The 23,315-nt window shown below is 61.6% G+C and carries 21 protein-coding genes and 1 riboswitch; of the genes, 10 read left to right on the plus strand and 11 right to left on the minus strand.

Annotated elements, in window-relative coordinates; all coding sequences use genetic code 11:
* Positions 1 to 12 precede the first annotated feature (12 nt).
* Positions 13 to 495, plus strand: a complete 483-nt coding sequence (locus AC0T4W_RS18895; protein ID WP_476321603.1) for a GreA/GreB family elongation factor — start codon at positions 13 to 15, stop codon at positions 493 to 495.
* Here the strand turns inward: AC0T4W_RS18895 and AC0T4W_RS18900 are convergent.
* Positions 492 to 1,196, minus strand: coding sequence for a substrate-binding periplasmic protein (locus tag AC0T4W_RS18900; RefSeq protein WP_476321605.1), 705 nt, complete (start codon positions 1,194 to 1,196; stop codon positions 492 to 494). The genes AC0T4W_RS18895 and AC0T4W_RS18900 overlap by 4 nt on opposite strands.
* Positions 1,197 to 1,413: 217 nt before the next feature.
* Here AC0T4W_RS18900 and AC0T4W_RS18905 point away from each other — a divergent pair, with 217 nt between their 5' ends.
* Positions 1,414 to 1,647, plus strand: coding sequence for a DUF2789 domain-containing protein (locus tag AC0T4W_RS18905; RefSeq protein WP_476321607.1), 234 nt, complete (start codon positions 1,414 to 1,416; stop codon positions 1,645 to 1,647).
* On the opposite strand, the gene AC0T4W_RS18910 is transcribed toward AC0T4W_RS18905, so the two are convergent.
* The 8 genes from AC0T4W_RS18910 to tkt form a co-directional block, all read right to left on the minus strand.
* On the minus strand, positions 1,630 to 2,154 hold the full coding sequence (locus tag AC0T4W_RS18910) for a YgjP-like metallopeptidase domain-containing protein (protein ID WP_476321609.1): 525 nt from the start codon (positions 2,152 to 2,154) through the stop codon (positions 1,630 to 1,632). The genes AC0T4W_RS18905 and AC0T4W_RS18910 overlap by 18 nt on opposite strands.
* 87 nt (positions 2,155 to 2,241) lie before the next feature.
* On the minus strand, positions 2,242 to 3,342 hold the full coding sequence (locus AC0T4W_RS18915; protein WP_476321611.1) for a PQQ-dependent sugar dehydrogenase: 1,101 nt from the start codon (positions 3,340 to 3,342) through the stop codon (positions 2,242 to 2,244).
* 37 nt (positions 3,343 to 3,379) lie between these two features.
* Positions 3,380 to 3,829, minus strand: coding sequence for a hypothetical protein (locus AC0T4W_RS18920; protein WP_476321613.1), 450 nt, complete (start codon positions 3,827 to 3,829; stop codon positions 3,380 to 3,382).
* Between the two features lie 584 nt (positions 3,830 to 4,413).
* Entirely contained in the window at positions 4,414 to 5,478 is a 1,065-nt protein-coding gene (gene fba / locus AC0T4W_RS18925; protein WP_476321615.1) for a class II fructose-bisphosphate aldolase, read from the minus strand.
* 114 nt (positions 5,479 to 5,592) lie between these two features.
* Positions 5,593 to 5,913, minus strand: a complete 321-nt coding sequence (locus AC0T4W_RS18930; RefSeq protein ID WP_476321617.1) for an MliC family protein — start codon at positions 5,911 to 5,913, stop codon at positions 5,593 to 5,595.
* Positions 5,906 to 7,084 carry a phosphoglycerate kinase gene (locus AC0T4W_RS18935; protein ID WP_476321620.1) on the minus strand — a complete coding sequence of 393 codons (1,179 nt, stop codon included), beginning with the start codon at positions 7,082 to 7,084 and terminating at the stop codon, positions 5,906 to 5,908. Before AC0T4W_RS18935 ends, AC0T4W_RS18930 begins: the two co-directional genes overlap by 8 nt.
* 4 nt (positions 7,085 to 7,088) lie before the next feature.
* The gene (gene epd, locus AC0T4W_RS18940) at positions 7,089 to 8,144 is read right to left on the minus strand and encodes an erythrose-4-phosphate dehydrogenase (RefSeq protein WP_476321622.1); all 1,056 of its coding nucleotides are present in this window, start codon (positions 8,142 to 8,144) and stop codon (positions 7,089 to 7,091) included.
* 100 nt (positions 8,145 to 8,244) lie between these two features.
* A complete protein-coding gene (gene tkt, locus AC0T4W_RS18945; protein ID WP_476321624.1) occupies positions 8,245 to 10,245 on the minus strand; it encodes a transketolase in 2,001 nt (666 codons plus the stop codon).
* A 197-nt stretch (positions 10,246 to 10,442) separates the two neighbouring features.
* On the opposite strand from tkt, the gene AC0T4W_RS18950 reads away from it, so the two are divergent.
* The 4 genes from AC0T4W_RS18950 to ligB all read left to right on the plus strand — a co-directional run bounded on the left by AC0T4W_RS18950 (position 10,443) and on the right by ligB (position 15,847).
* A complete protein-coding gene (locus AC0T4W_RS18950) occupies positions 10,443 to 11,474 on the plus strand; it encodes an ArsR/SmtB family transcription factor (protein WP_476321626.1) in 1,032 nt (343 codons plus the stop codon).
* Positions 11,471 to 12,661 (plus strand): methionine adenosyltransferase, encoded by a 1,191-nt coding sequence (gene metK, locus AC0T4W_RS18955; RefSeq protein ID WP_476321628.1) that lies wholly within the window; start codon positions 11,471 to 11,473, stop codon positions 12,659 to 12,661. The genes AC0T4W_RS18950 and metK overlap by 4 nt, the downstream gene beginning before the upstream one ends.
* Positions 12,662 to 12,781: 120 nt before the next feature.
* The gene (locus tag AC0T4W_RS18960; protein WP_476321630.1) at positions 12,782 to 14,125 is read left to right on the plus strand and encodes a Fic family protein; all 1,344 of its coding nucleotides are present in this window, start codon (positions 12,782 to 12,784) and stop codon (positions 14,123 to 14,125) included.
* Between the two features lie 51 nt (positions 14,126 to 14,176).
* Positions 14,177 to 15,847, plus strand: coding sequence for an NAD-dependent DNA ligase LigB (gene ligB, locus AC0T4W_RS18965; RefSeq protein WP_476321632.1), 1,671 nt, complete (start codon positions 14,177 to 14,179; stop codon positions 15,845 to 15,847).
* 8 nt (positions 15,848 to 15,855) lie between these two features.
* Here ligB and AC0T4W_RS18970 read toward each other — a convergent pair whose 3' ends face one another.
* Positions 15,856 to 16,305: a c-type cytochrome gene (locus AC0T4W_RS18970; protein ID WP_476321634.1), complete on the minus strand. Its 450-nt coding sequence runs from the start codon at positions 16,303 to 16,305 to the stop codon at positions 15,856 to 15,858.
* A gap of 123 nt (positions 16,306 to 16,428) precedes the next feature.
* Positions 16,429 to 16,815, minus strand: a complete 387-nt coding sequence (locus AC0T4W_RS18975) for an MAPEG family protein (RefSeq protein ID WP_476321636.1) — start codon at positions 16,813 to 16,815, stop codon at positions 16,429 to 16,431.
* Between the two features lie 191 nt (positions 16,816 to 17,006).
* Positions 17,007 to 17,100, plus strand: a riboswitch (S-adenosyl-L-homocysteine riboswitch).
* A gap of 23 nt (positions 17,101 to 17,123) precedes the next feature.
* On the opposite strand from AC0T4W_RS18975, the gene ahcY reads away from it, so the two are divergent.
* The 4 genes from ahcY to AC0T4W_RS18995 all read left to right on the plus strand — a co-directional run bounded on the left by ahcY (position 17,124) and on the right by AC0T4W_RS18995 (position 23,212).
* Positions 17,124 to 18,533, plus strand: a complete 1,410-nt coding sequence (ahcY, locus tag AC0T4W_RS18980; protein ID WP_476321638.1) for an adenosylhomocysteinase — start codon at positions 17,124 to 17,126, stop codon at positions 18,531 to 18,533.
* 152 nt (positions 18,534 to 18,685) lie between these two features.
* Complete coding sequence (gene metF / locus AC0T4W_RS18985) at positions 18,686 to 19,531, plus strand: methylenetetrahydrofolate reductase [NAD(P)H] (RefSeq protein ID WP_476321640.1); 846 nt, start codon at positions 18,686 to 18,688, stop codon at positions 19,529 to 19,531.
* A 189-nt stretch (positions 19,532 to 19,720) separates the two neighbouring features.
* Positions 19,721 to 21,094 (plus strand): nucleotide 5'-monophosphate nucleosidase PpnN, encoded by a 1,374-nt coding sequence (gene ppnN / locus AC0T4W_RS18990; protein WP_476321642.1) that lies wholly within the window; start codon positions 19,721 to 19,723, stop codon positions 21,092 to 21,094.
* Positions 21,095 to 21,322: 228 nt separating this feature from the next.
* The gene (locus tag AC0T4W_RS18995) at positions 21,323 to 23,212 is read left to right on the plus strand and encodes a DEAD/DEAH box helicase (RefSeq protein WP_476321644.1); all 1,890 of its coding nucleotides are present in this window, start codon (positions 21,323 to 21,325) and stop codon (positions 23,210 to 23,212) included.
* Positions 23,213 to 23,315: the final 103 nt, after the last annotated feature.

The following is a 23,315-nucleotide window of genomic DNA, read 5'->3' on the forward strand; positions in this document are numbered from 1 at the left end:
AAAGTGCCCGCCATGAACAAGACCGAACTGCTGCAACAGGTAATTGCCCGCCTCGAAGATGACCTGCTGCAGGCCCAACAGGCGGCGCTAACCGCCTACGAAACGGCGACCCATGAAGAAAACATCGCCGAAAACAAATACGACACCCTAGGCCTGGAGGCCTCCTACCTGGCCACCGGACAAGCACGCCGCGCAGCCGCTATTCGCCAGACACTGGCGAACTGGAAGCAGCTGGTGTTACGCAGCTTCGATCCGCAACTGGGCATTCAACTTGGCGCGTTAATCGAGCTAAGCGATGACCAAGACCGCCACCAATGCCTATTCCTCGGCCCGGACGGCGCGGCGATGAAGTTGCAGTTGGACGGCCAGACCGTGCAGGTCATCGGCCCGCAGGCGCCCCTAGGGCAGATCCTGCTCGGCAAGGCCATTGGCGACGAAGTGACCCTGCGCTTGGCCAGTGGTGTGCAACTGTTGGAAATTACGCGAGTCGTTTAAGGAACTTCCACCTGCCAGTCGGCAGCCAACTGCGCCAACCGGCCTTGTTCGATCATCTGCTGCAGCGCGCGGTCGAGCTCCTCACGCAAAAGCCGGTAACGCTCATCGCGGGGAAAGGCGAAGTAGCCGTCCTGCAGGTCGATAGGCGTTTCAAGCTGCTCGAGCTTGTCAGCCAGCCCCAACGCCAAAAGCATCGGCTGGGTATTGCGCTGATTACTGGCCAATAAATCCAGACGATCGGCAACGAGCATCTTCAGGCCAATTTCGACCCTGTCCACGGTAACCAGCTCGAGCTGCTCGCGCCGACTGTCGAAACGCGCACCATAGGCCCAGGCACGGACCACCCCAATGCGCCGGCCGAACAGTTGCTGATAGTCGCCGAGCCAGCGCAACAGACTGCCACGCTGGCAGTAAAAGACGATGTGATCACGGTAGAAGGGGCGAGCGGAGAAAGCGAAGAGTTGCTCGCGCGCGGCGTTCTTGTAGGGGCCGATGAGAATATCGCCCTCTCCGCGCGCCACCATGTGCTGCGCGCGGGCCCAGGGATGCAGTTCGAAGCGCACCTGATAGCCCAGTGGCTCTAGCGCCTGGCGCAACACACTGGTGGCAAGGCCGCTATAGCCGCTGCCGTGCTGCTCGAACACGCCAGGAAAGCTGCTGCCTACAGCTAACAACTCACGCGCTGCCAGGGGGGCGCTCAATAGCGCGCAGCAACATGCCAGCAACAGCCTGCGCAAAAAGCTCGAATACATGGGCTAGCGGCCTCAGCCATGGGATGGAGGTATCTGCCAGCCTAGCAGGTCATCCAGGCACGCAAGCGGCAACCGTGCCCGTCAGGTAACACTCCGCCATGCAACTGTTGGCGCGTCTGTCGGTCGATTAAAGGGCTATCAGCCGATAGCTTTCAGGGAGACCGCTATGCAAGCCAACGTTCAAGAGCTCGAAACACTGTTCCAGCAACTGGGTCTAGAGCATGACCCGATCAGCATCGACCTTTTTATCAAGCGCCACTCACCCTTGCCGGAAGACTGCCGCCTGGCCGATGCGCCGTTCTGGGACCCAGCTCAGGCAGACTTTCTCCGCCAACAGCTGCTGGCCGACGCCGAATGGGCTGAGGTGGTTGATCAACTGAATTTACTGCTGCGGGGCTGACAATTCGCTGGCCGTTCCCGGCAGTTCGCGCCAAGTCAGGTAAACCCGCAGGTCGAACTCCAGCTGGTGATAGCCCGGCAGCATGTACTCGCAGAGTTTGTAGAAGGCCTTGTTGTGCTCGGCCTCCTTTAGATGCGCCAGTTCGTGCACCACTATCATCTGCAGAAACTCCGGTGCGGCCTCGCGAAACAGCGAGGCCACGCGGATTTCCTTCTTCGCCTTGAGCTTGCCACCCTGCACCCGCGAGATCGCCGTATGCAGGCCGAGAGCGCGGTGGGTCAGGTCGAGGCGGTTGTCGTAGAGCACCTTGTCGATGGCCGGGGCATTGCGCAGGTGCTCCTGCTTGAGCCCTTGGATATAGGCGTATAACGCCTTATCGCTTTGAATCGCGTGCTTGCCGCTGTAAGAGCGCGCCAGATAATCACCCAGGCGCTGCTCGGCAATCAGCTGGCGAATCTTGTCTTGCAGCTGGGCCGGGTAACCTTGCAGGTATTTAAGCGGAGTCATGGTCGAGGTGACGCGGCACGGTAAGGCCGCAGATTATGCCGCAAGCCGCACGCGCCCGGGTGCGACTTTTGGCGCCATTCGGCGTAGTTACTGACTCGGCACCACCCGCAGCAGCCGACCTTCGGCACTGTCGGTGAGCAGGTACAGCGCACCATCTGGGCCACCGCGCACGTCGCGAATACGCTCCTCAAGCTCTTCGAACAGTACGTCTTCACCGGCCAGTTTGCCGTCATGCAGGCGAATGCGACGCACGCTGCGCTCGGCCAGGGTCGAGGCAAACAGATCGCCCTGCCACTGCGGGAACAGCGCGCCGCGGTACTGGGTCAGGCTCGACGGCGCCACCGAGGGCGTCCATTGCAACAAGGGCTGCTGCAGGCCGGGCAGTTCGGTGTAAGGCGAAATTTGCGCGCCGGTGTAATCGATGCCGAAGGTGATCAGCGGCCAACCATAGTTGTTGCCAGGCTCAATCAAGTTCAGCTCGTCACCGCCGCGAGGGCCGTGTTCGTGGCTGTACAGGCGCTGCAGCTGGCTGTCATAGACGATGCCCTGCACATTGCGATGGCCCAGGCTGTAGATCTCCGGCGCAGCGCCGGCCTGGCCTACCAGCGGATTGTCCTTAGGCACACTGCCGTCGCGGTTGAGGCGCACGATCTTGCCGATATGGTTGCTCGGGTCCTGGGCCTGCTCGCGCAGGTCAAAACCATCACCCAACGTCAGCACCAGGCTGTTATCCGGCAACCAGGCCATGCGCCCGCCGTAGTGCGCGGCACCGGCTTTGGCTGGTTGCGCGCTGAACAACACCTGCAGATCCTGCAGCTGACCATCGACCAGGCGCGCCTTGCTCAGCCGGGTGTTGTTGGCCTGAGTGGTGCCGGAGGCGTAGCTCAGGTAGAGCTGCTGATTACTGGCGAATTCCGGGTCAAGTAGCACCTCCATCAGCCCAGCTTGCGCGGCGACAAAGCCCTCGGGTACGCCGCCTACCGGCTGCGGATTGAGACTGCCATTGGCCTCGATAATGCGCAGGCGACCGACCCGCTCGGTCACCAGCATGCGCCCATCCGGCAGAAAGGCCAGCGACCAGGGGTGCTCCAGGCCTTCGGTCACAGTTTCGATGCGGTAATCCATGGCGTGCGCCAGGCTGCTGCCAAGCAGACCAAGCAACAACAGGGCGCGGGAGGTATTCAGCATGGTTCGGGCCTTTTGCTCACAGAGAGATAAATCAGGATTACGCAGCCGACGAACGCCGCGCCAACACGGCAAATAACAGTGCGCCCAGGCTACCGCAGGCCATCAGCCCGAGGGTGCCGGCCAGCGTGCGGTTGGCCCCGATCAGCGTTGGCATCGGCAGCAGCGCATTGGCCAGCGCCATTGCCCCCAGCACCGCCAAGGCCCCGGCCAGGGCAAACAACAGCCAACGCCCCATCGGCCAGGCGCGCGCCAACCAGCTCGCAGCCGGCAAGGCAAAGATAAAACCGAGGATCACCAGCACCGCGAAGGTCGGGCTAAAGCCCAGCAGGTCCAGGCAAGTGGTCTGCACCCGCACGCCCAGCGGCATCGGCGCACCGAGTGCTTGTAGGTTGGCCAGATTGAACTGCGTCTGCAGCACGCTGCCCATCACACTTGCTAGCAGAACAGCGAGGAGGAAGTACAGCAGTGTGCGGGATTTACTCGGCATGCAGGCGGACTTCCAAAGGCGACGGTGGCCCGAGTATGGACCAGCACACCGAGCGGCATGCGCCAGGTGTTTTACATGGTTTTACCGAGCACACAAATGGGCGATTCTGGCGTTTCTCGCCCGCTTGCCGGCCAAAGCCTAGACTAACCAAAACGACACAAGGCCGCGCTAAAGGCACAGGACTGGTCCGCCAGGTAACTGCGATAAATCTGCAGCAGCGGCTCAACCGTCACACGGCAAGGCTATGCATCACGCTCCCAGACAACAAAAAGCCCCTCGCCGGCGGGGCTCTCAATACAGCAACGGAATAAATTAGGCTATGTACCAGTACTGTGTTGCAGGCCGCCTTTGTAGGGCGGGTTAGCGGCGCTGGGGCTGGTTTTAGAGGGGCTCCACGCAATTCCAGCGCTGCGTAACCCACCATTACGGTTTGTCGGTAGACCGCAATGGTGGGTTACGGCGCAACGGATTGATCTATTAACAGGTGCACCGTGGTTATGCGCCTAACCCACCCTACGTATTACCGCGCCTCATGCATCGTACAGCTGTTCGGGACGACTCAACACGTAACAGGCACATAGTCATTAATTAACCTTGGCGGCCAACTCACCCTTGGCATAACGCTGGAACATGCCTTCGAGTGAGATCGGTTTGATCTTCGAGGCGTTGCCGGCGGTGCCGAAGGCTTCGTAACGGGCGATGCAGATGTCGCGCATGGCGGTGACGGTAGCGCCGAAGAACTTGCGCGGGTCGAACTCACTCGGGTTCTCAGCCATCAGGCGGCGCATGGCACCGGTGGACGCGAGACGCAGGTCGGTATCGATATTGACCTTGCGCACGCCGTACTTGATGCCTTCGACGATTTCTTCGACCGGCACGCCGTAGGTTTCTTTGATGTCGCCGCCGTACTGGTTGATGATCGCCAGCCACTCTTGCGGCACGCTCGAAGAACCATGCATCACCAGGTGGGTGTTGGGGATGCGCGCGTGGATCGCCTTGATGCGGTCGATGGCGAGAATGTCGCCGGTTGGCGGCTTGGTGAACTTGTAGGCGCCATGGCTGGTGCCGATGGCAATGGCCAGGGCATCGACCTGAGTCTGCTTGACGAAGTCAGCGGCTTCTTCCGGGTCAGTCAGCATCTGGCTGTGATCAAGAATACCTTCGGCGCCAACGCCGTCTTCTTCACCGGCCATGCCGGTTTCCAGGCTGCCCAGGCAACCCAACTCACCTTCCACCGACACACCGCAGGCATGGGCAAAAGCTACGGTCTGCCGGGTGACGGCGACGTTGTAGTCGTAGTCGGCCGGGGTTTTGCCGTCTTCTTTCAGCGAGCCGTCCATCATTACCGAGCTAAAGCCCAGCTGGATCGAGCGCTGGCAGACATCCGGGCTGGTGCCGTGGTCCTGGTGCATGCACACCGGGATATGCGGGAATTCTTCGATAGCAGCCAGGATCAGGTGACGCAGAAACGGCGCACCGGCGTATTTGCGCGCACCGGCGGAAGCCTGGACGATCACCGGGGAATCGGTCTTGTCGGCCGCTTCCATGATCGCGCGCATCTGCTCGAGGTTGTTGACGTTGAAGGCCGGCACGCCGTAGCCGAATTCGGCGGCGTGGTCGAGCATCTGGCGCATGCTGATAAGTGCCATGGTGTTCTTTCTCCCGATGGGGCTCGTTAATCGTGCAAGCCTGCCGCAAGGGGCAAGCGCTGTTCAGTTCATGCAAAAACCAGGCGTAAGCCTGGCCTGTATTCAAGTCGTTACCTAAGGCGCCTTGCAGCCACGGCCGATCAGCTCATCGCTGGCGGTCCAGTAAACCACCCCCTGCTCACCCTTGGTATGGAAAGACAGTGAGCCGTCACTGTACAACGCGCCCGAACCGGCGGACTCCTGGGTCAGGCGATAGACGATATCGCCGCCACTCAAGCGCACATCCACCGCCTCACCCTTGCTATCGGCTAAGCGCCAGAGTACTTCCGCCTGACTGTCGCAAACCCAGCGCGTCCAGTTATCCGACGGTACTGGCTGGCTGACGCAGGCGCCAAGCAGGCTGAGCAACGCCAGCAGGATGATCGGCTTAGTCATTGGCGCGCGCCTCAAGCACTTCCACGGCCGGCAGCACCTTACCCTCGACGAACTCGAGGAACGCACCGCCGCCAGTGGAGATGTAAGAAATCTGAGCGCCGACGCCGTATTTGTCGATGGCCGCCAAGGTGTCGCCACCGCCCGCAATGGAGAACGCCGGACTTTCGGCGATAGCCTGGGCCAGCACCTTGGTGCCGTTGCCGAACTGCTCGAACTCAAATACGCCTACCGGACCGTTCCACAGAATGGTCTTCGCCGATTTCAGCAACTCGGCGAACTGCGCGGCAGTCTGCGGACCGATATCCAGGATCATGTCGTCTTCAGCCACATCAGCCACCAGCTTGACAGTGGCTTCGGCGTCTTCAGCAAAGGCTTTAGCGACGACCACATCGACCGGCAACGGCACGCTGACCTTGGCAGCGATGGCCTTGGCGGTGTCGACCAGGTCGGCTTCATACAGCGATTTGCCGACCGGGAAACCGGCAGCGGCGAGGAAGGTATTGGCGATGCCGCCGCCGACGATCAGTTGGTCACAGATCTGGCTCAGGCTGTTCAGTACATCGAGTTTGGTCGACACTTTCGAGCCGGCAACAATCGCAGCCATTGGCTTGGCCGGGTTACCCAGGGCCTTGCCCAGCGCCTCCAGTTCAGCCGCCAGCAGCGGGCCGGCGCAGGCCACCTTGGCGAACTTGGCCACGCCATGGGTCGAGCCCTCGGCGCGGTGGGCGGTGCCGAAGGCATCCATGACGAACACATCGCACAGGGCGGCGTATTGCTGGGCCAGTTCGTCGGCGTTTTTCTTTTCGCCCTGGTTAAAGCGAACGTTTTCGAACAGCACGATCTCGCCGGCCTTGAGTTCAACACCATCCAGGTAATCCGCAACCAGCGGTACGTCACGGCCCAGGGCCTTGCTCAGGTAGGCTGCGACTGGTTTGAGGCTATTCTCCTCACTGAACTCTCCTTCAGCTGGGCGCCCCAGGTGCGAGCAGACCATTACTGCCGCGCCCTTCTCCAGCGCCAGCTTGATGGTCGGCAGTGCGGCGAGGATGCGCGCGTCGCTCTTCACCACGCCATCTTTTACCGGCACGTTGAGGTCTTCGCGGATCAGCACGCGCTTACCGGCGAGGTCGAGGTCGGTCATCTTCGCTACTTTTACAAACGGCGTGGTCATTAATTCAGTCCTTCACAGCAGCAGGAGTAGTCAGGGAAAGGAAGTGTTCGGCGACATCGAGCATACGATTGGCAAAGCCCCATTCGTTGTCGAACCAGGCCAACAGATTGACCAGGCGCGGGCCGGAAACCCGGGTCTGGCTGCCATCGACAATCGCCGAATGCGGGTCGTGGTTGAAATCGCAGCTGGCGTGGGGCAGCTCGGTGTAGGCCAGCAAGCCTTTTAATGGGCCACTCTCGGCCGCCTGACGCAGTACCGCGTTAATCTCGGCCGCCGAAGTATCGCGGGCAGTCTGCAAGGTGATATCCAGGCACGAGACGTTGACCGTCGGCACCCGAATAGCTTTGGCCTGAATACGACCGGCCAGTTCCGGTAACAGACGCTCAATACCACGGGCCAGACCAGTGGACACCGGAATCACCGACTGAAAGGCCGAGCGCGTACGGCGCAGGTCTTCGTGGTGGTAGGCATCGATCACCGGCTGATCGTTCATCGCCGAGTGAATAGTGGTGATCGACACGTAGTCGATGCCCACCGTTTCATTCAGCAGCTTGAGCAGCGGCACGCCGCAGTTGGTGGTGCAGGAAGCGTTGGATACCAGCAGCTCGTGGCCACTCAAGCAATCCTGATTGACCCCGTAAACCACCGTGGCATCGATATCCGCTTCGCTGGCCATCGGCTGCGACAGCAGCAGGCGCGGCGCGCCAGCATCGATAAAGCGCTGGGCAGCGGCGCGGCTGGTGTACTGGCCGGAACATTCCAGCAGCAGATCAATATCCAGTGCGGCCCAATCGACCCCTTCTGGCGTGGCCTGGCGCAGCACTTTCACGCAGTCGCCATTGATATGCAGGCAATCGCCGTCGACCCGCACCTCACCGGGGAAACGCCCGTGGGTGGAGTCGAAGCGGGTCAGGTATTCGATGCTGGCCTGGTCGGCCAGGTCGTTCAGCGCAACGATTTCCAGCTGCGCCCCCGCGCCGCGCTCATGCAACGCGCGCAGCACGCAGCGGCCGATACGGCCGTAGCCGTTGAGGGCGATTCTGTAGGGGCGCTTGGGCATGGAGATCTCGATGGGGAGCGGTCGTAGGATGGGTTGAGCTTGGCGATACCCATCGCAACCGATTGATGGGTATCGCTTCGCTCAACGCCATCCTACGGAGTCAGGCTTCCAGCAGCTCAGCTGCGGTTTCCAGGATATTTTCGACGGTAAAGCCGAACTCCTCGAACAGCGCCGGGGCAGGGGCCGACTCACCGAAGGTGGTCATGCCGATGATGCGGCCTTCCAGACCGACGTACTTGTACCAGTAGTCCGCGTGCGAGGCTTCGATGGCGATACGCGCGCCTACCTGAACCGGCAACACGGCCTGCTTGTAGCCGGCGTCCTGCGCATCGAACACGCTGGTGGACGGCATCGATACAACACGCACCTGGCGGCCTTCAGCGGTCAGTTTGTCGCAAGCGGCAACGGCCAAACCGATTTCCGAACCGGTAGCGATCAGGATCAGCTCCGGCTCACCGGCGCAGTCCTTCAATACATAACCGCCGCGAGCGACATCAGCCAGCTGCTGAGCATCGCGCGGCTGGTGCGGCAGGTTCTGCCGGCTGAAGATCAGTGCGGACGGGCCGTCGTTACGCTCGATAGCGTACTTCCACGCCACCGCCGATTCCACGGCGTCGCATGGGCGCCATGTGTCGAGGTTCGGCGTGCCACGCAGGCTGGCCAGTTGCTCGATTGGCTGGTGGGTCGGGCCGTCTTCGCCCAGACCGATGGAATCGTGGGTAAACACGAACAGCACGCGCTGCTTCATCAGCGAGGCCATGCGCACCGCGTTACGCGCGTATTCCATAAAGATCAGGAAGGTCGCGCCGTACGGCACGAAGCCGCCGTGCAGGGCCATGCCGTTCATGATTGCGCTCATACCGAACTCGCGCACGCCGTAGAACATATAGTTGCCGGACGCATCGTCAGCCGACACACCCTTACAGCCTTTCCATAGGGTCAGGTTAGAACCGGCCAGGTCAGCCGAACCACCGAGGAACTCCGGCAGCAGTGGGCCAAAGGCGTTCAGGGCGTTCTGGCTGGCCTTGCGGCTGGCGATGGTTTCGCCCTTCTCGGCGACTTCCTGGATATAAGCAGCGGCTTTGGCGGCGAAATCGGCAGGCAGCTCACCGGCGACGCGGCGCTTGAACTCGCTGGCCAGCTCTGGATAAGCGGCAGCGTAGGCAGCGAAGCGCTGATCCCACTCGGCTTCGGCAGCAGCGCCGGCTTGCTTGGCATCCCACTCGGCGTATATCTCCGCCGGGATTTCAAACGGACCGTGGTTCCAGCCCAGGGTGGCGCGGGTCAGGGCGATTTCGTCGTTGCCCAGCGGTGCGCCGTGGCACTCTTCCTTGCCCTGCTTGTTCGGCGAACCAAAGCCGATGGTGGTCTTGCAGCAGATCAGGGTCGGACGGTCGCTGGTCTTACGCGCGGTCTCGATGGCGATCTTGATTTCTTCGGCGTCGTGGCCGTCGACATTGCGAATCACCTGCCAGCCGTAGGCTTCGAAGCGCGCCGGGGTGTCGTCGGTGAACCAGCCGTGCACTTCGCCGTCGATGGAGATGCCGTTGTCGTCATAAAACGCAACCAGCTTGCCCAAGCCCAAGGTGCCTGCCAGCGAGCAGACTTCATGGCTGATGCCTTCCATCATGCAGCCGTCGCCGAGGAAGGCGTAGGTGAAGTGGTCAACGATCTGGTGGCCGTCGCGGTTGAACTGCGCGCCCAGCACTTTCTCAGCGATAGCAAAACCGACGGCGTTGGCGATGCCCTGACCGAGCGGGCCGGTGGTGGTTTCCACGCCTGGGGTGTAGCCGTATTCCGGGTGGCCCGGGGTGCGGCTGTGCAACTGGCGGAAGTTTTTCAGGTCTTCGATGCCGAGGTCGTAGCCAGTCAGGTGCAGCAGCGAGTAGATCAGCATCGAGCCGTGGCCGTTGGACAGCACAAAGCGGTCACGGTCAGCGAATTTTGGGTTGCTCGGGTTGTGCTTGAGGTAGTCGCGCCACAGCACTTCGGCGATATCCGCCATACCCATCGGGGCACCGGGGTGGCCGCTGTTGGCTTTCTGCACGGCATCCATGCTCAGGGCACGAATGGCATTGGCTCGCTCACGACGGCTGGGCATTACTGAATCTCCTACGGGCTGCTTGGGCAACTGGGGGTCGAAAAAGGCGGCCATTTTCGCTTAGCGGGCCGGTCGGGGCAATGACAGATAGTCGTAAGGCCGAGCTTTTCTGGCTTTAACGCCCAGCAAGGGCAATATCAAAACTTTTTGATATTGCCCTTGCTGGATAAAAAGTGACCGACTAGACTGCCCAGCCTATGAATATGCGCGCCTCCCATTTGGCCTTTGAGCCGGTCGACGCCCTCGCTGCCCTGTGCAAGGCCAGCGGTGATGCGCTGCGCTTGAATATTCTGCGCACCCTGGCCAACGACTCGTTCGGCGTACTGGAGCTGGCGCAGATTTTCGCCACAGGCCAATCCGGCATCAGCCATCACCTCAAGGTCCTGGCGCAAGCCGGGCTGGTGGCCACCCGCCGCGAAGGCAATGCGATTTTCTACCGCCGCGCCCTGGCCCAGGGTGAACAGCTGGGCAGCCGCCTGCATGCCGCACTACTCGACGAAGTCGACCAGCTGTCGCTACCCGCCGAGGTGCAGCAACGCATCGCCCAAGTACACGGCCAACGCGCCGCCGCCAGCCAGGCGTTCTTCGCCCGCAGCGCGGCGAGCTTCCAGGCGCAGCAGGACCTGATCGCAGGATTGCCGCAGTACCGCGACAGCGCGCTGGCCCTGCTCGACTCCCTGGGCTTTGCCCGTGACGCCAGCGCCGTGGAAATCGGCCCTGGCGACGGCGCCTTTCTGCCGGAACTGGCGCGGCGCTTTCAGCAGGTACTGGCCCTCGACAACAGCGCGGCGATGCTTGAACTGGCACGTATGCGCTGCGCCGAGGAAGGCCTGGGCAATGTGCAACTGCAGCTGGCCGACGCCCTGCAGGACGACTACCCGGCCGCCGACTGCCTGGTGCTGAATATGGTACTGCACCACTTCGCTGCGCCCGCCGAGGCGCTCAAGCAGCTGGCGCAGCGCGTGAAACCCGGCGGCAGCCTGCTGATCACCGAGCTGTGCAGCCACAACCAGAGCTGGGCGCGCGAAGCCTGCGGCGACCTGTGGCTGGGCTTCGAACAAGACGACCTGGCCCGCTGGGCCATCGCGGCTGGCCTCAACACCTGCGAAAGCCTGTATGTGGGCCTACGCAATGGCTTTCAGATTCAGGTGCGGCACTTCGCCAAACCTTCACTAATTCATGGCCTACGGGCTGCAATTACCGGCAACCAACAGGAACCCGCACGATGAGCGAATACTCCCTCTTTACCTCCGAGTCCGTCTCCGAAGGCCACCCGGACAAAATCGCCGACCAGATTTCCGACGCGGTACTGGACGCCATCATCACCCAGGACAAACACGCCCGCGTGGCGGTGGAAACCCTGGTCAAGACCGGTGTCGCCATCGTTGCCGGTGAAGTCACCACCAGCGCCTGGGTCGATCTGGAGCAGATCGTCCGTGACGTGATCTGCGACATCGGCTACACCAACTCCGACGTCGGCTTCGACGGCGCCACCTGCGGCGTGCTGAACATCATTGGCAAGCAGTCCCCGGACATCAACCAGGGCGTCGACCGCGCCAAGCCAGAAGACCAAGGCGCAGGCGACCAGGGCCTGATGTTCGGCTACGCCAGCAACGAAACCGACGTGCTGATGCCTGCGCCGATCTGCTTCAGCCATCGCCTGGTCGAGCGCCAGGCCGAAGCACGCAAATCCGGCCTGCTGCCGTGGCTGCGCCCGGACGCGAAATCCCAGGTCACCTGCCAGTACGAGAACGGCAAAGTGGTCGGCATCGACGCCGTGGTGCTGTCCACCCAGCACAACCCGGAAGTGTCGCTGGCGGACCTGCGTGAAGGCGTGATGGAGCTGATCATCAAGCACGCCCTGCCGGCTGAGCTGCTGCACAAAGGCACGCAGTTCCATATCAACCCGACCGGCAACTTCGTGATCGGCGGCCCGGTGGGCGACTGCGGTCTGACCGGGCGCAAGATCATCGTCGACAGTTACGGCGGCATGGCCCGTCACGGCGGAGGCGCGTTCTCCGGCAAGGACCCATCCAAGGTTGACCGCTCGGCTGCCTACGCCGGTCGCTACGTGGCGAAAAACATCGTCGCTGCCGGCCTGGCCGAGCGCTGCGAAATTCAGGTGTCCTACGCCATCGGCGTAGCCCAGCCGACCTCGATCTCGATCAACACCTTCGGCACCAACAAGGTGGCGGACGACTTGATCATCAAGCTGGTGCGCGAAGTGTTCGACCTGCGCCCCTACGCCATCACCAAGATGCTCGACCTGCTGCACCCGATGTACAAGGAAACTGCGGCCTACGGCCACTTCGGCCGCACGCCGAAGCAGAAAACTGTCGGCGACGACAGCTTCACCACCTTCACCTGGGAAAAGACCGACAAAGCCGCAGACCTCCGCGCTGCTGCAGGCCTGTAAGTCCAAAGCAACACACTAAGCCCCGCCACGCGCGGGGCTTTTTGTTGATAGGCAGATCGTTGACAAGACAGCATGACAGGACGAAGCTAAACGCAATTTTTAAATTTTGCGTTTCTACTTATGAGAAAAGTATCAACTCCTGATTCTGAAAGAACTTTACTGGAGAGAACCGGTGAGGTTCTTCACGTCTTCGACCAATTCAAAGCGGTAGACGCAAAAGGCCGCTACTTACACTGGGAAGACTTTAAGCGCCGTGTTCCAGCAGGAGCGGACCCGGAAGTCGCATGGGCCGCAGTAAAAATGGCCAGGAAGGGGCTACTGCGCGACATGGATTTGCTTGCGGAGAATGGAGAACCGTTCCGCTACTGCATCCCAGATGCTCTGGAAGGTGCCCTACACCTTATCGACCGACTATGTGCCCCACTTTTGAACGCACACGACAGCGCCCTGGCCAGCCAGCCCGAACGCAACCGATATTTGGTCGAGTCCTTGATGATGGAAGAGGCCATATCCAGTGCTCAATTGGAAGGGGCCGCAACCACGCGCAAAGTGGCCAAGGCCATGTTGGAAAACGAGCGCGCCCCACGCAGCGAAGACGAGCGGATGATCTTCAATAACTTCATTTTGATGAAGGAGGCCAAACGCCGGAGCCACGATGAACTGTCACTCGAACTGATGTGCCATTTCCATGCTCTGGCCACCGATGCAACGGAAAACCCAAACGTGCAACCAGGCCAACTCAGGCAGAATGACGACATCGTGGTCCAGGGGCGCGACGGCGAGACCGTCCACCAACCTCCAGCATTCGAGTTGTTACCATACCGCCTGGAAACGCTCTGCCAGTTCGCCAATACCCGCCATGATGGTTTGGAAGGACGGCCTTTTATTCACCCCGCCATCAAAGCCATCATCCTGCATTTCATGCTGGGGTATGAACACCCCTTTGCCGATGGCAACGGCCGTACTGCTAGAGCGATCTTCTACTGGTTTATGCTCAAGCAGGGCTACTGGCCTTTCGAGTACATATCCATCAGCGCGCTACTGAAAGAGGCCCCTATCCAATACGGTGAAGCCTATCTATTCACCGAAAGCGACGACTTCGACCTAACCTATTTCATCGTTTATCAGGCTGGAATCATTCGGCGAGCGGTCAATCAATTCCTCGCCTACCTGGAGCGCCAAAAGCAGGAATATTTCGAGACCATGGCCTGGCTCGACGAGAGCGGCATCAGCAATCGCCTCAACTACCGCCAAGGCCAATTGCTGCGCAAAGTGCTCAGAAGCCCGGGAAGGCTTTTCACCGTAAAGGAGATCAAAAACACCTTTGGCGTTACCGAAAACACTGCCCGAGCCGACCTTCAGCTGTTGACACAAATGAAAGCACTCGCCCCTACCCGAGAAGGAAAGTCAGTGCATTACGTCGCACGAGCGGATGCGACGGAACAGCTCAAACAGGGACGCTGACTGTCATGGTCTAGACTCTAGCCACCCCCAGCTGAGCAAGGATGCTCCGCCATGAAACCGATCCTGCTGTCGCTATCGACCCTGCTATTCACCCTGCCCCTGCTGGCCGCCCCCTGTCCCGACTGGACCAGCACCGAAGCGCTGCGCGAGATCCAGCCCCTTGCCGCGCAGATTGCGACATGGGACGACGCCTACCACCGCCTGGGAAAGAGTCCTATCGCCGATGAGCTATATGACCAGGCCAGCGCCAATCTGCAGCGCTGGCGTGCCTGCTTTCCTGACATTGCACTCACTACTGCCGACCCACTCAGCACCAGCAACGGTTCCCAGCCCCATCCAACCGCGCATACCGGGCTGCGCAAGCTGAGTGATAGCCAGGCAGCGCAAGCCTGGATCGCCAGTCGTGAAGATGTGTGGGTTCAGCCCAAGGTCGATGGGGTCGCCGTCAGCCTGGTTTATCGCGACGGCAAACTGCAGCAGCTGATCAGCCGTGGCGATGGTCGCGAGGGTCAGGACTGGACAGCCCACGCCCACCACCTGCCAGCCATTCCTACGCAATTACCCAGGCCGCTCAGTCTGGTGCTGCAGGGCGAGTTGTATTGGCGCTTGCCCGCGCACATCCAGCACAAATCCGGAGGCCTGGGCGCGCGCAGCAAGGTCGCCGGGCTGATGAATAGACAGGCGCTGAGCACCGAGGAAGCCGCTGGCATCCGCCTGTTTGTCTGGGATTGGCCCGACGGCCCCGCACTGATGCCAGAGCGCCTGCAGCAACTGACTGAGCTGGGCTTTACAGACAGCCAGCAGTTCAGCCAGCCAATCCACAGCCTGGAGCAAGCCACCAATTGGCGCGAGCACTGGTACAACAGCGCCCTGCCCTTCGCCACAGATGGTGTGGTGCTGCGCCAGGGGCAACGCCCGGCGGCCGCGCGCTGGCAGGCCGAGCCGCCGCACTGGGCGGTGGCCTGGAAGTACCCGGTGAGCCAGGCATTGGCGGTGGTGCAGGCGGTGGACTTTCGTATCGGTCGCAGCGGGCGTATCACCCCGGTGCTGCGCGTGCAGCCGGTAAAGTTGGATGACCGGCGTGTCGAATATGTCAGCGCTAGCTCGCTGCGACGCTGGCAGACTCTGGATATTCGCCCCGGTGACCAAGTGGTGATCCGCCTTTCCGGGCTGACCATTCCGGTGTTGGACAGCGTGCTCTGGCGCACCCAGCAACGCGCCGCACTGCAAGTTCCTGACCCTGCGGCCTATCACCCACTGAGCTGCTGGCGCGCCACTCCGGCCTGCGCCGGCCAGTTCCGCGCACGCCTGGCCTGGCTCAGCAGCAAACAGGGTCTGGCGCTGCCGGGCGTGGGGCCCGGCACTTGGGAAAAGCTGCTGCACGCGCAGCAGCTCGACAGCCTGCTCGACTGGCTGCACCTCTCCACTGAGCAACTGAAGAGCATTCCAGGCCTGGGCCCACGCAGCGCCAGCGCCCTGCAACAGAGCTTCAACCTAGCCCGCCAGCGCCCGCAGCACGCCTGGCTGCGTGCGCTGGGTGTGCCAGGCAACGTGACATTGGACGCCGACTGGGACACCCTAGCGCAACGCAATAGCACCGATTGGCAACGCCAACCCGGCATCGGCACGCAACGAGCAGCGCAGCTGCTGGCGTTTTTTCAACACCCGGAAGTACTGGCCCTGCGTGCGCAACTGCGCGAGGCAAAAATAGCGGGATTCTGAGCGCCCAATCAGAAAGCGCGAAACTCTTCATGGCACGCCTTGCAGCTGTCCTCGACACGCTGCATCGGCGCAGCTAGCGCCTCCGGCCTCAACGGTCGCGCAGCAGTGGCGGCGACCAGCGCAGCGGTGCTGGCTTCCATGGCCTGGGCCAGTTCCTGAAAACGCGCCTGGCGCTGCCACACGTCATCCTTGGCGCGGCTTTCCTCGTCGTCTTCACGCACCTGCGGGAAGTGCTGCCAGGGCGTGCGGGTCAGTTGATCAAGCTTGGCAGCGCCCTCGACAAATGTCTGCTCCTTGAACGCAAGACGCCCGCGCAGCATGCCGCCGAGGTCTTCGCTGACCTTGAGCATCTGCTTGAAAATGCTCTGGCGCTGGCCTTGCGGCGAATTGGGGTCAACACCGCCGCAACCACTTACAGCCAGCGCCAGTACAACCAGAGACAGGGTTTTAAGCTTCATAACACCTTCAATGCCAACAACCGGAGGGATAACGGGCGACAGTATCGCCACCCGCCAACCACCGGCCAAGCGTGGTGTTTTGCCGCAGATGCCAAACCCTGCACGGGCGCTGGCCCGCAGACGTTAAGCGGAGACCACAAACAAGCTGACAATTAGCGCCATGCCGGCGAACCACACCAGCGAACGGATCGGCCCCCAGTCGGCCAGATAGCAGAGGAAATACACCACCCGGCTGACCACGAAAGCAATCGCCAACTGATCCAGCAGCCCCTGCTCGGCGCCGCCGGCCTGGTGGGCGATGATTACCGCTGCAGCGAACGCCGGGGTCACCTCAAAACCGTTGAGCTGAGCGTTGTTGGCGCGTTTGCGCCAGCCGTCCAGCCCGGCGAGAAAGGCACGCGGGTCGCTGTTGGCGCGCGGCCCGTAACCGGCGCCGAGAAACTTGGCACTGCCAGTGGCCAGGTAAGGCAGGACGATGGCGATCAGTACGCACCAATAGGCAAGGGTCATGAAGGCTCCAGAGGCTGAGACAGTGAGGCTTGCAGACTGTCCCAGATGCAACACAAAGACCATGGCTGAACTGGCCAGAACGCACGGCGCAACAGCCAATTCGCCCGACAGAAAGCCTTGGGCTTATGCGCCAGGCTGGCTATACTCCGCCAGCATCACGCAACCGGCACAGCTCTGGTTGCTCCCGCCACCTGTCCGAGGGGCGCTGCAGCAAACTCTGCCCAGCAGGGATTTGTCAGGCTCGGATAGGGCGTTAACCATACGCACCAACGGCGCCCATTCGACACAAACGAATGGAGAACTCATTTATGAGCGCTGTACTAACGCCTGCTGATTTCAACGATTACAAAGTCGCCGACATTTCCTTGGCTGCCTGGGGCCGTCGCGAAACCATCATTGCCGAGTCCGAAATGCCAGCCTTGATGGGCCTGCGCCGCAAATACGCCGGTGAGCAGCCGCTCAAAGGCGCGAAAATCATCGGCTGCATCCACATGACCATCCAGACCGCCGTGCTGATCGAAACCCTGACTGCACTGGGCGCCGAAGTTCGCTGGTCGTCGTGCAATATCTTCTCGACGCAGGACCAAGCTGCTGCCGCCATTGCTGCTGCCGGCATCCCGGTATTCGCCTGGAAGGGTGAGACCGAGGAAGAGTACGAGTGGTGCATCGAGCAGACCATCCTCAAGGATGGCCAGCCGTGGGATGCCAACATGATCCTCGACGACGGCGGCGACCTGACCGAGATTCTGCACAAGAAATACCCGCAGATGCTTGAACGCATCCACGGCGTCACCGAAGAGACCACCACCGGCGTACACCGCCTGCTGGACATGCTGGCCAAGGGCGAGCTGAAAATCCCGGCCATCAACGTCAACGACTCGGTGACCAAGAGCAAGAACGACAACAAGTACGGCTGCCGTCACAGCCTGAGCGACGCGATCAAGCGCGGCACCGACCACCTGCTGTCCGGCAAGCAAGCGCTGGTGATCGGCTACGGTGACGTGGGCAAGGGCTCGGCGCAGTCGCTGCGTCAGGAAGGCATGATCGTACGCATTACCGAAATTGACCCGATCTGCGCCATGCAGGCGTGCATGGACGGTTACGAAGTGGTTTCGCCATTTATCGATGGCATCAACGACGGCACCGCCGCCAGCATCGACAGCGCCCTGCTGGGCAAGATCGACCTGCTGGTGACCACCACCGGCAACGTCAATGTCTGCGATTCGAACATGCTCAAGGCGCTGAAAAAACGCGCAGTCGTGTGCAACATCGGCCACTTCGACAACGAAATCGATACCGCCTTCATGCGCAAGAACTGGGCATGGGAAGAAGTTAAGCCGCAGGTGCACAAGATCCACCGCACAGGCAGCGGCAGCTTCGATGCGCACAACGATGACTACCTGATCCTGCTGGCCGAAGGCCGCCTGGTAAACCTGGGCAACGCGACTGGCCACCCGAGCCGGATCATGGACGGTTCGTTTGCCAACCAGGTACTGGCGCAGATCTTCCTGTTCGAGCAGAAATTCGCTGACCTGTCGACCGACAAGAAAGCCGAGCGCCTGACCGTGGAAGTGCTGCCCAAGAAGCTCGACGAAGAAGTAGCCCTGGAAATGGTCAAAGGCTTCGGCGGCGTGGTGACGCAGCTGACCAAGACCCAGGCCGACTACATCGGCGTCACCGTGGAAGGCCCGTTCAAGCCGGATGCTTACCGCTACTGATAACGCCACAAGACCGTAGGGTGGGTTAGTCGCGCAGCGGCGTAACCCACCGAACATTCTGGTGGGTTACGCGCCGCTCCAGCACCACAGTGAACCTTCACTCAGATGGCATGCGGCGCTAACCCACCCTACGCCTACGTTTGGTAATTCCTATGTCCCAAGAACGCCGTTACAGCTTCGAGTTCTTCCCCACCAAAACCGAAGCCGGGCACGAAAAACTGATGAATGTGGCGCGCCAGCTGGCGGGCTACAACCCCGATTTCTTCTCCTGCACCTACGGTGCCGGTGGCTCCACCCGCGACCGTACGCTGAACACCGTGCTGCAGCTAAACAACGATGTCGGTGTGAGCACTGCCCCGCACCTGTCCTGCGTTGGAGATTCCAAAGCCGAGCTGCGCGAGCTGCTGACCCTGTACAAGGACGCCGGGATCAAGCGCATCGTCGCCCTGCGCGGTGACCTGCCCTCCGGCATGGGCATGGCCAGCGGCGAGCTGCGTTACGCCAACGAGCTGGTCAGCTTTATCCGCGAAGAAACGGGTGATCACTTCCATATCGAAGTGGCCGCCTACCCGGAAATGCACCCGCAGGCACGCAACTTCGAAGACGACATTGCCAACTTCGCGCGCAAGGCCCGCGCCGGCGCGGACAGCGCGATTACCCAGTACTTCTTCAACGCCGACTGCTACTTCTACTTCGTCGAGCGCGTGCGCAAGCTGGGTGTGGATATCCCGGTGGTGCCGGGCATCATGCCGATCACCAACTACAGCAAGCTGGCGCGTTTCTCCGACGCCTGCGGTGCGGAAATTCCGCGCTGGGTGCGCAAGCAACTGGAAGCTTACGGTGATGATACCGACAGCATCCAGGCGTATGGCGAGCAGGTCATCACTGAAATGTGCGAGCGCCTGCTGCAAGGCGGCGCGCCGGGTTTGCACTTCTACAGCATGAACCAGGCCGAGCCGAGCCTGGCGATCTGGAATAACCTCCAGCTGCCACGCTGAGGGGCGATACCTCGTCCATGGCACCGAGCGCGCCATGGGCATCATCCAGCGGTACATCCTCTTCCAGCCTGTGACTTCAACAGAGCACCCTGCCTCAGACATATCCTGCAGCGACTCGACACCGACGCCGACTTGACCACAAGGTCAACCCTGCATAGCTTGAAGCTCAGACCACCATGGAGTTGCACAATGGTCAGCAGAAAAACCATCAACGCCTCAGTCACCCCCAAAGGCAGCCTGGAAACCCTCTCGCAGCGTGAGGTGCAGCAGTTGCGCGAAACCGGTTCCGGCAGCGTCTACGCGTTGTTCCGCCAGTGCGCCCTGGCGATCCTCAACACCGGCTCGCACAGTGACAACGCCAAGACCATTCTGGAAGCCTACCCGGACTTCGAAATCAGCATCCTGCAGCAAGATCGCGGCATTCGCTTGGAGCTGTTCAACGCCCCCGCCGACGCCTTCGTCGATGGCGAGATGATCGCCAGCACTCGCGAGATGCTGTTCAGCGCCCTGCGCGACATCGTCTACACCCAGAGTGAGCTGGAAAACCAGCGTATCGATTTCGGCAGCTCCCAGGGCATCACCGATTACGTCTTCCACCTGTTGCGCAACGCCCACACCCTGCGCGCTGGCGTCGAGCCAAAGATCGTGGTGTGTTGGGGCGGCCATTCGATCAGCACCGAAGAATACAAATACACCAAAAAAGTCGGCCACGAACTGGGCCTGCGCAGCCTGGACATCTGCACCGGCTGCGGCCCTGGCGTGATGAAAGGGCCGATGAAAGGCGCGACCATTTCCCACGCCAAACAGCGCAACGTGCACGGCCGCTACCTGGGTCTGACCGAGCCGGGGATCATCGCCGCCGAAGCGCCCAACCCGATCGTCAACGAGCTGGTGATCCTGCCGGACATCGAGAAACGCCTGGAAGCTTTCGTCCGCGTCGGACACGGCATCATCATCTTCCCTGGCGGCGCAGGTACAGCCGAAGAGCTGCTGTATTTTCTCGGCATCCTGATGCACCCGGACAACCAGAACATCCCTTTCCCACTGATCATGACCGGGCCACGCAGCGCCGCCGCCTACCTCGAGCAGCTGCATGAGTTTATCGGCGCGACCCTGGGTGAAGCCGCGCAGCAGCGCTACAGCATTATCATCGACGGCCCCGAACAGGTTGCCCGGGAAATGGCCGAAGGGATCAAGGCAGTCAAACAGTTCCGCCGTGAACACAACGACGCCTTCCACTTCAATTGGCTGCTGAAGATCGACGAAAGCTTCCAGCACCCGTTCGAGCCAACCCACACCAACATGGCCAGCCTCAAGCTGACCCGCGAGCAGCCGGTGCATGAACTGGCGGCCAACCTACGCCGGGCGTTCTCCGGGATTGTCGCGGGCAACGTCAAGGACAAAGGCATTCGCCTGATCGAGCAGTACGGCCCCTACGAGATCACCGGTGATCGCGACATCATGCTGCAACTCGACCAACTGCTGCAGGCCTTCGTCGACCAGCACCGGATGAAGCTGCCGGGCAACAGCGCCTATGTGCCCTGCTACAAACTGACCAGCTAAACCGGCAAACCAGCGTCGTTGCAGGCTTGGCAACGACGCGCGACCACCGAGCAGGCAGACGCTCGCACAGACCGGCCGCTCTGTTATACTCGGGCCTTCCCGCCAGGCTTGCGCCCGGATGCTAGACCCCAGAGGTCAGCAGTACCGGACGGGATTGCGCCCCCCAAGCGCGATTCAAGCCAGGCAATACACCCCATAGGGCGACGCCCTCACTAGACAGGATTACACATGTCCTTTGCTTCCCTCGGTCTCTCCGAGGCATTAGTCCGTGCGGTCGAAGCTGCCGGCTACACCCAACCCACTCCAGTGCAACAGCGGGCCATCCCCGCCGCGTTGCAAGGCCGCGACCTGATGGTTGCAGCCCAGACGGGTACAGGTAAGACGGGCGGTTTTGCCCTGCCGATCCTTGAGCGACTGTTCCCCAACGGTCACCCGGATCGCGAACAGCGTCACGGCCCAAAACAGCCGCGTGTCCTGGTTTTGACCCCGACCCGCGAACTGGCCGCCCAGGTGCATGACAGCTTCAAGCTGTATGCCCGCGATTTGAAATTCGTCAGTGCCTGCATCTTCGGCGGCGTTGGCATGAACCCGCAGGTGCAGGCCCTGGCCAAGGGCGTCGACGTACTGGTGGCTTGCCCCGGTCGCCTGCTCGACCTGGCCAACCAGCGCGCCATCGACCTGTCGCATGTGGAAATCCTCGTCCTCGACGAAGCCGACCGCATGCTCGACATGGGCTTTATCCATGATGTGAAGAAGGTCCTCGCCAAGCTTCCGGCCAAGCGCCAAAACCTGCTGTTCTCGGCGACCTTCTCGAAAGACATCACCGATCTCGCCGGCAAGCTGCTGCACAACCCGGAACGCATCGAAGTGACGCCGCCGAACACCACGGTTGAGCGCATTGAACAGCGTGTGTTCCGTGTCCAGGCCAGCCACAAGCGCGCCCTGCTCGCCCACCTGATCACCGCTGGTGCCTGGGAACAGGTACTGGTGTTCACCCGTACCAAGCATGGCGCCAACCGCCTGGCCGAGTACCTCGACAAGCACAACCTGCCGGCTGTGGCGATCCACGGCAACAAGAGCCAGAACGCCCGCACCAAGGCTCTGGCTGACTTCAAGGCCGGCAATGTACGCATCCTGGTGGCCACCGATATCGCCGCCCGCGGCCTGGATATCGACCAGCTGCCGCACGTGGTCAACTTCGAGCTGCCGAATATCGAAGAAGATTACGTGCACCGTATCGGCCGTACTGGCCGCGCGGGCCGCAGCGGTGAGGCGATCTCCCTGGTAGCACCGGATGAAGAGAAGCTGCTCAAGGGTATCGAGCGCATGACCAAGCAGAAGATCGGCGACGGCGATCTGCTCGGTTTTGACGCCAGCACCGTCGAGGCCGAGCGCCCGGAAGTGCGTGAGCCACAGAAGCCACGTCAACCACGCGGCGCCAAGCCGGAAGGCGAACGCCATGGCGGTGGGCGCAAGGATAAAGGCAAGGACAGCGGCAAGGAACACAGCCGCGCAGCCAAGCCTCAGGGCGGCCGCAGCCAACAGCCGCGCAACTCGTCCTCGGGGCGCGCTGCCGCGCCGGCCGTACCCGCATTACCTCCGGACCGTGCGCCGGATGAGTTCCGCGACGATGAAATCGATAATTTCGGCAACCGTGCCGACTATGTCAGCCCGAACCAGAACAAGCAGCAGAACCGTGGCCGTCGGCCCGGTACGCCTGCAGCGCCAAGCGGTCCGAGCGCCAGCAATGGCGTCGGTCTGGGTGCTCGTCCAGCCAAGCCGCCGCGCAGCAATGGCGGCGGTGCCAATGCTGGCGCTGGCGCAGGTGCACAAGGCCGTCGTCAGGGCGCAGGTTCTGGCGGCCAAGGCGGTCAGGGCCGTAATGGTTCCGGCCGTGCACGTCCGCCGCGTGACACCCGCACCACCTCACTGAATCGTGACGAGTTGCCACGCCGCGAAGGTCCCGCGAAGGCACCCAACGACAAGCAACCGGTGATCGTGCATAAGGGCTCGCGCCTGGACCGCTTCCCGACACCGGAGCAGCTCGACGAACTGGCGAGCGCACGTCCGCGCGGCGAAAAGCCGGCCCTGCTGACGCGCAACCGCGAAGAGTCATAGTCAGCTAGCCGCATACAAGAACGCCGTCCATTAGGGCGGCGTTTTTGTTGGTGCTAATCGCAGCGGCTCACGCCACCGACATGGGTATCGCTGCGCTCAACCC

It is taken from the genome of Pseudomonas sp. C7.1 (assembly GCF_056312395.1).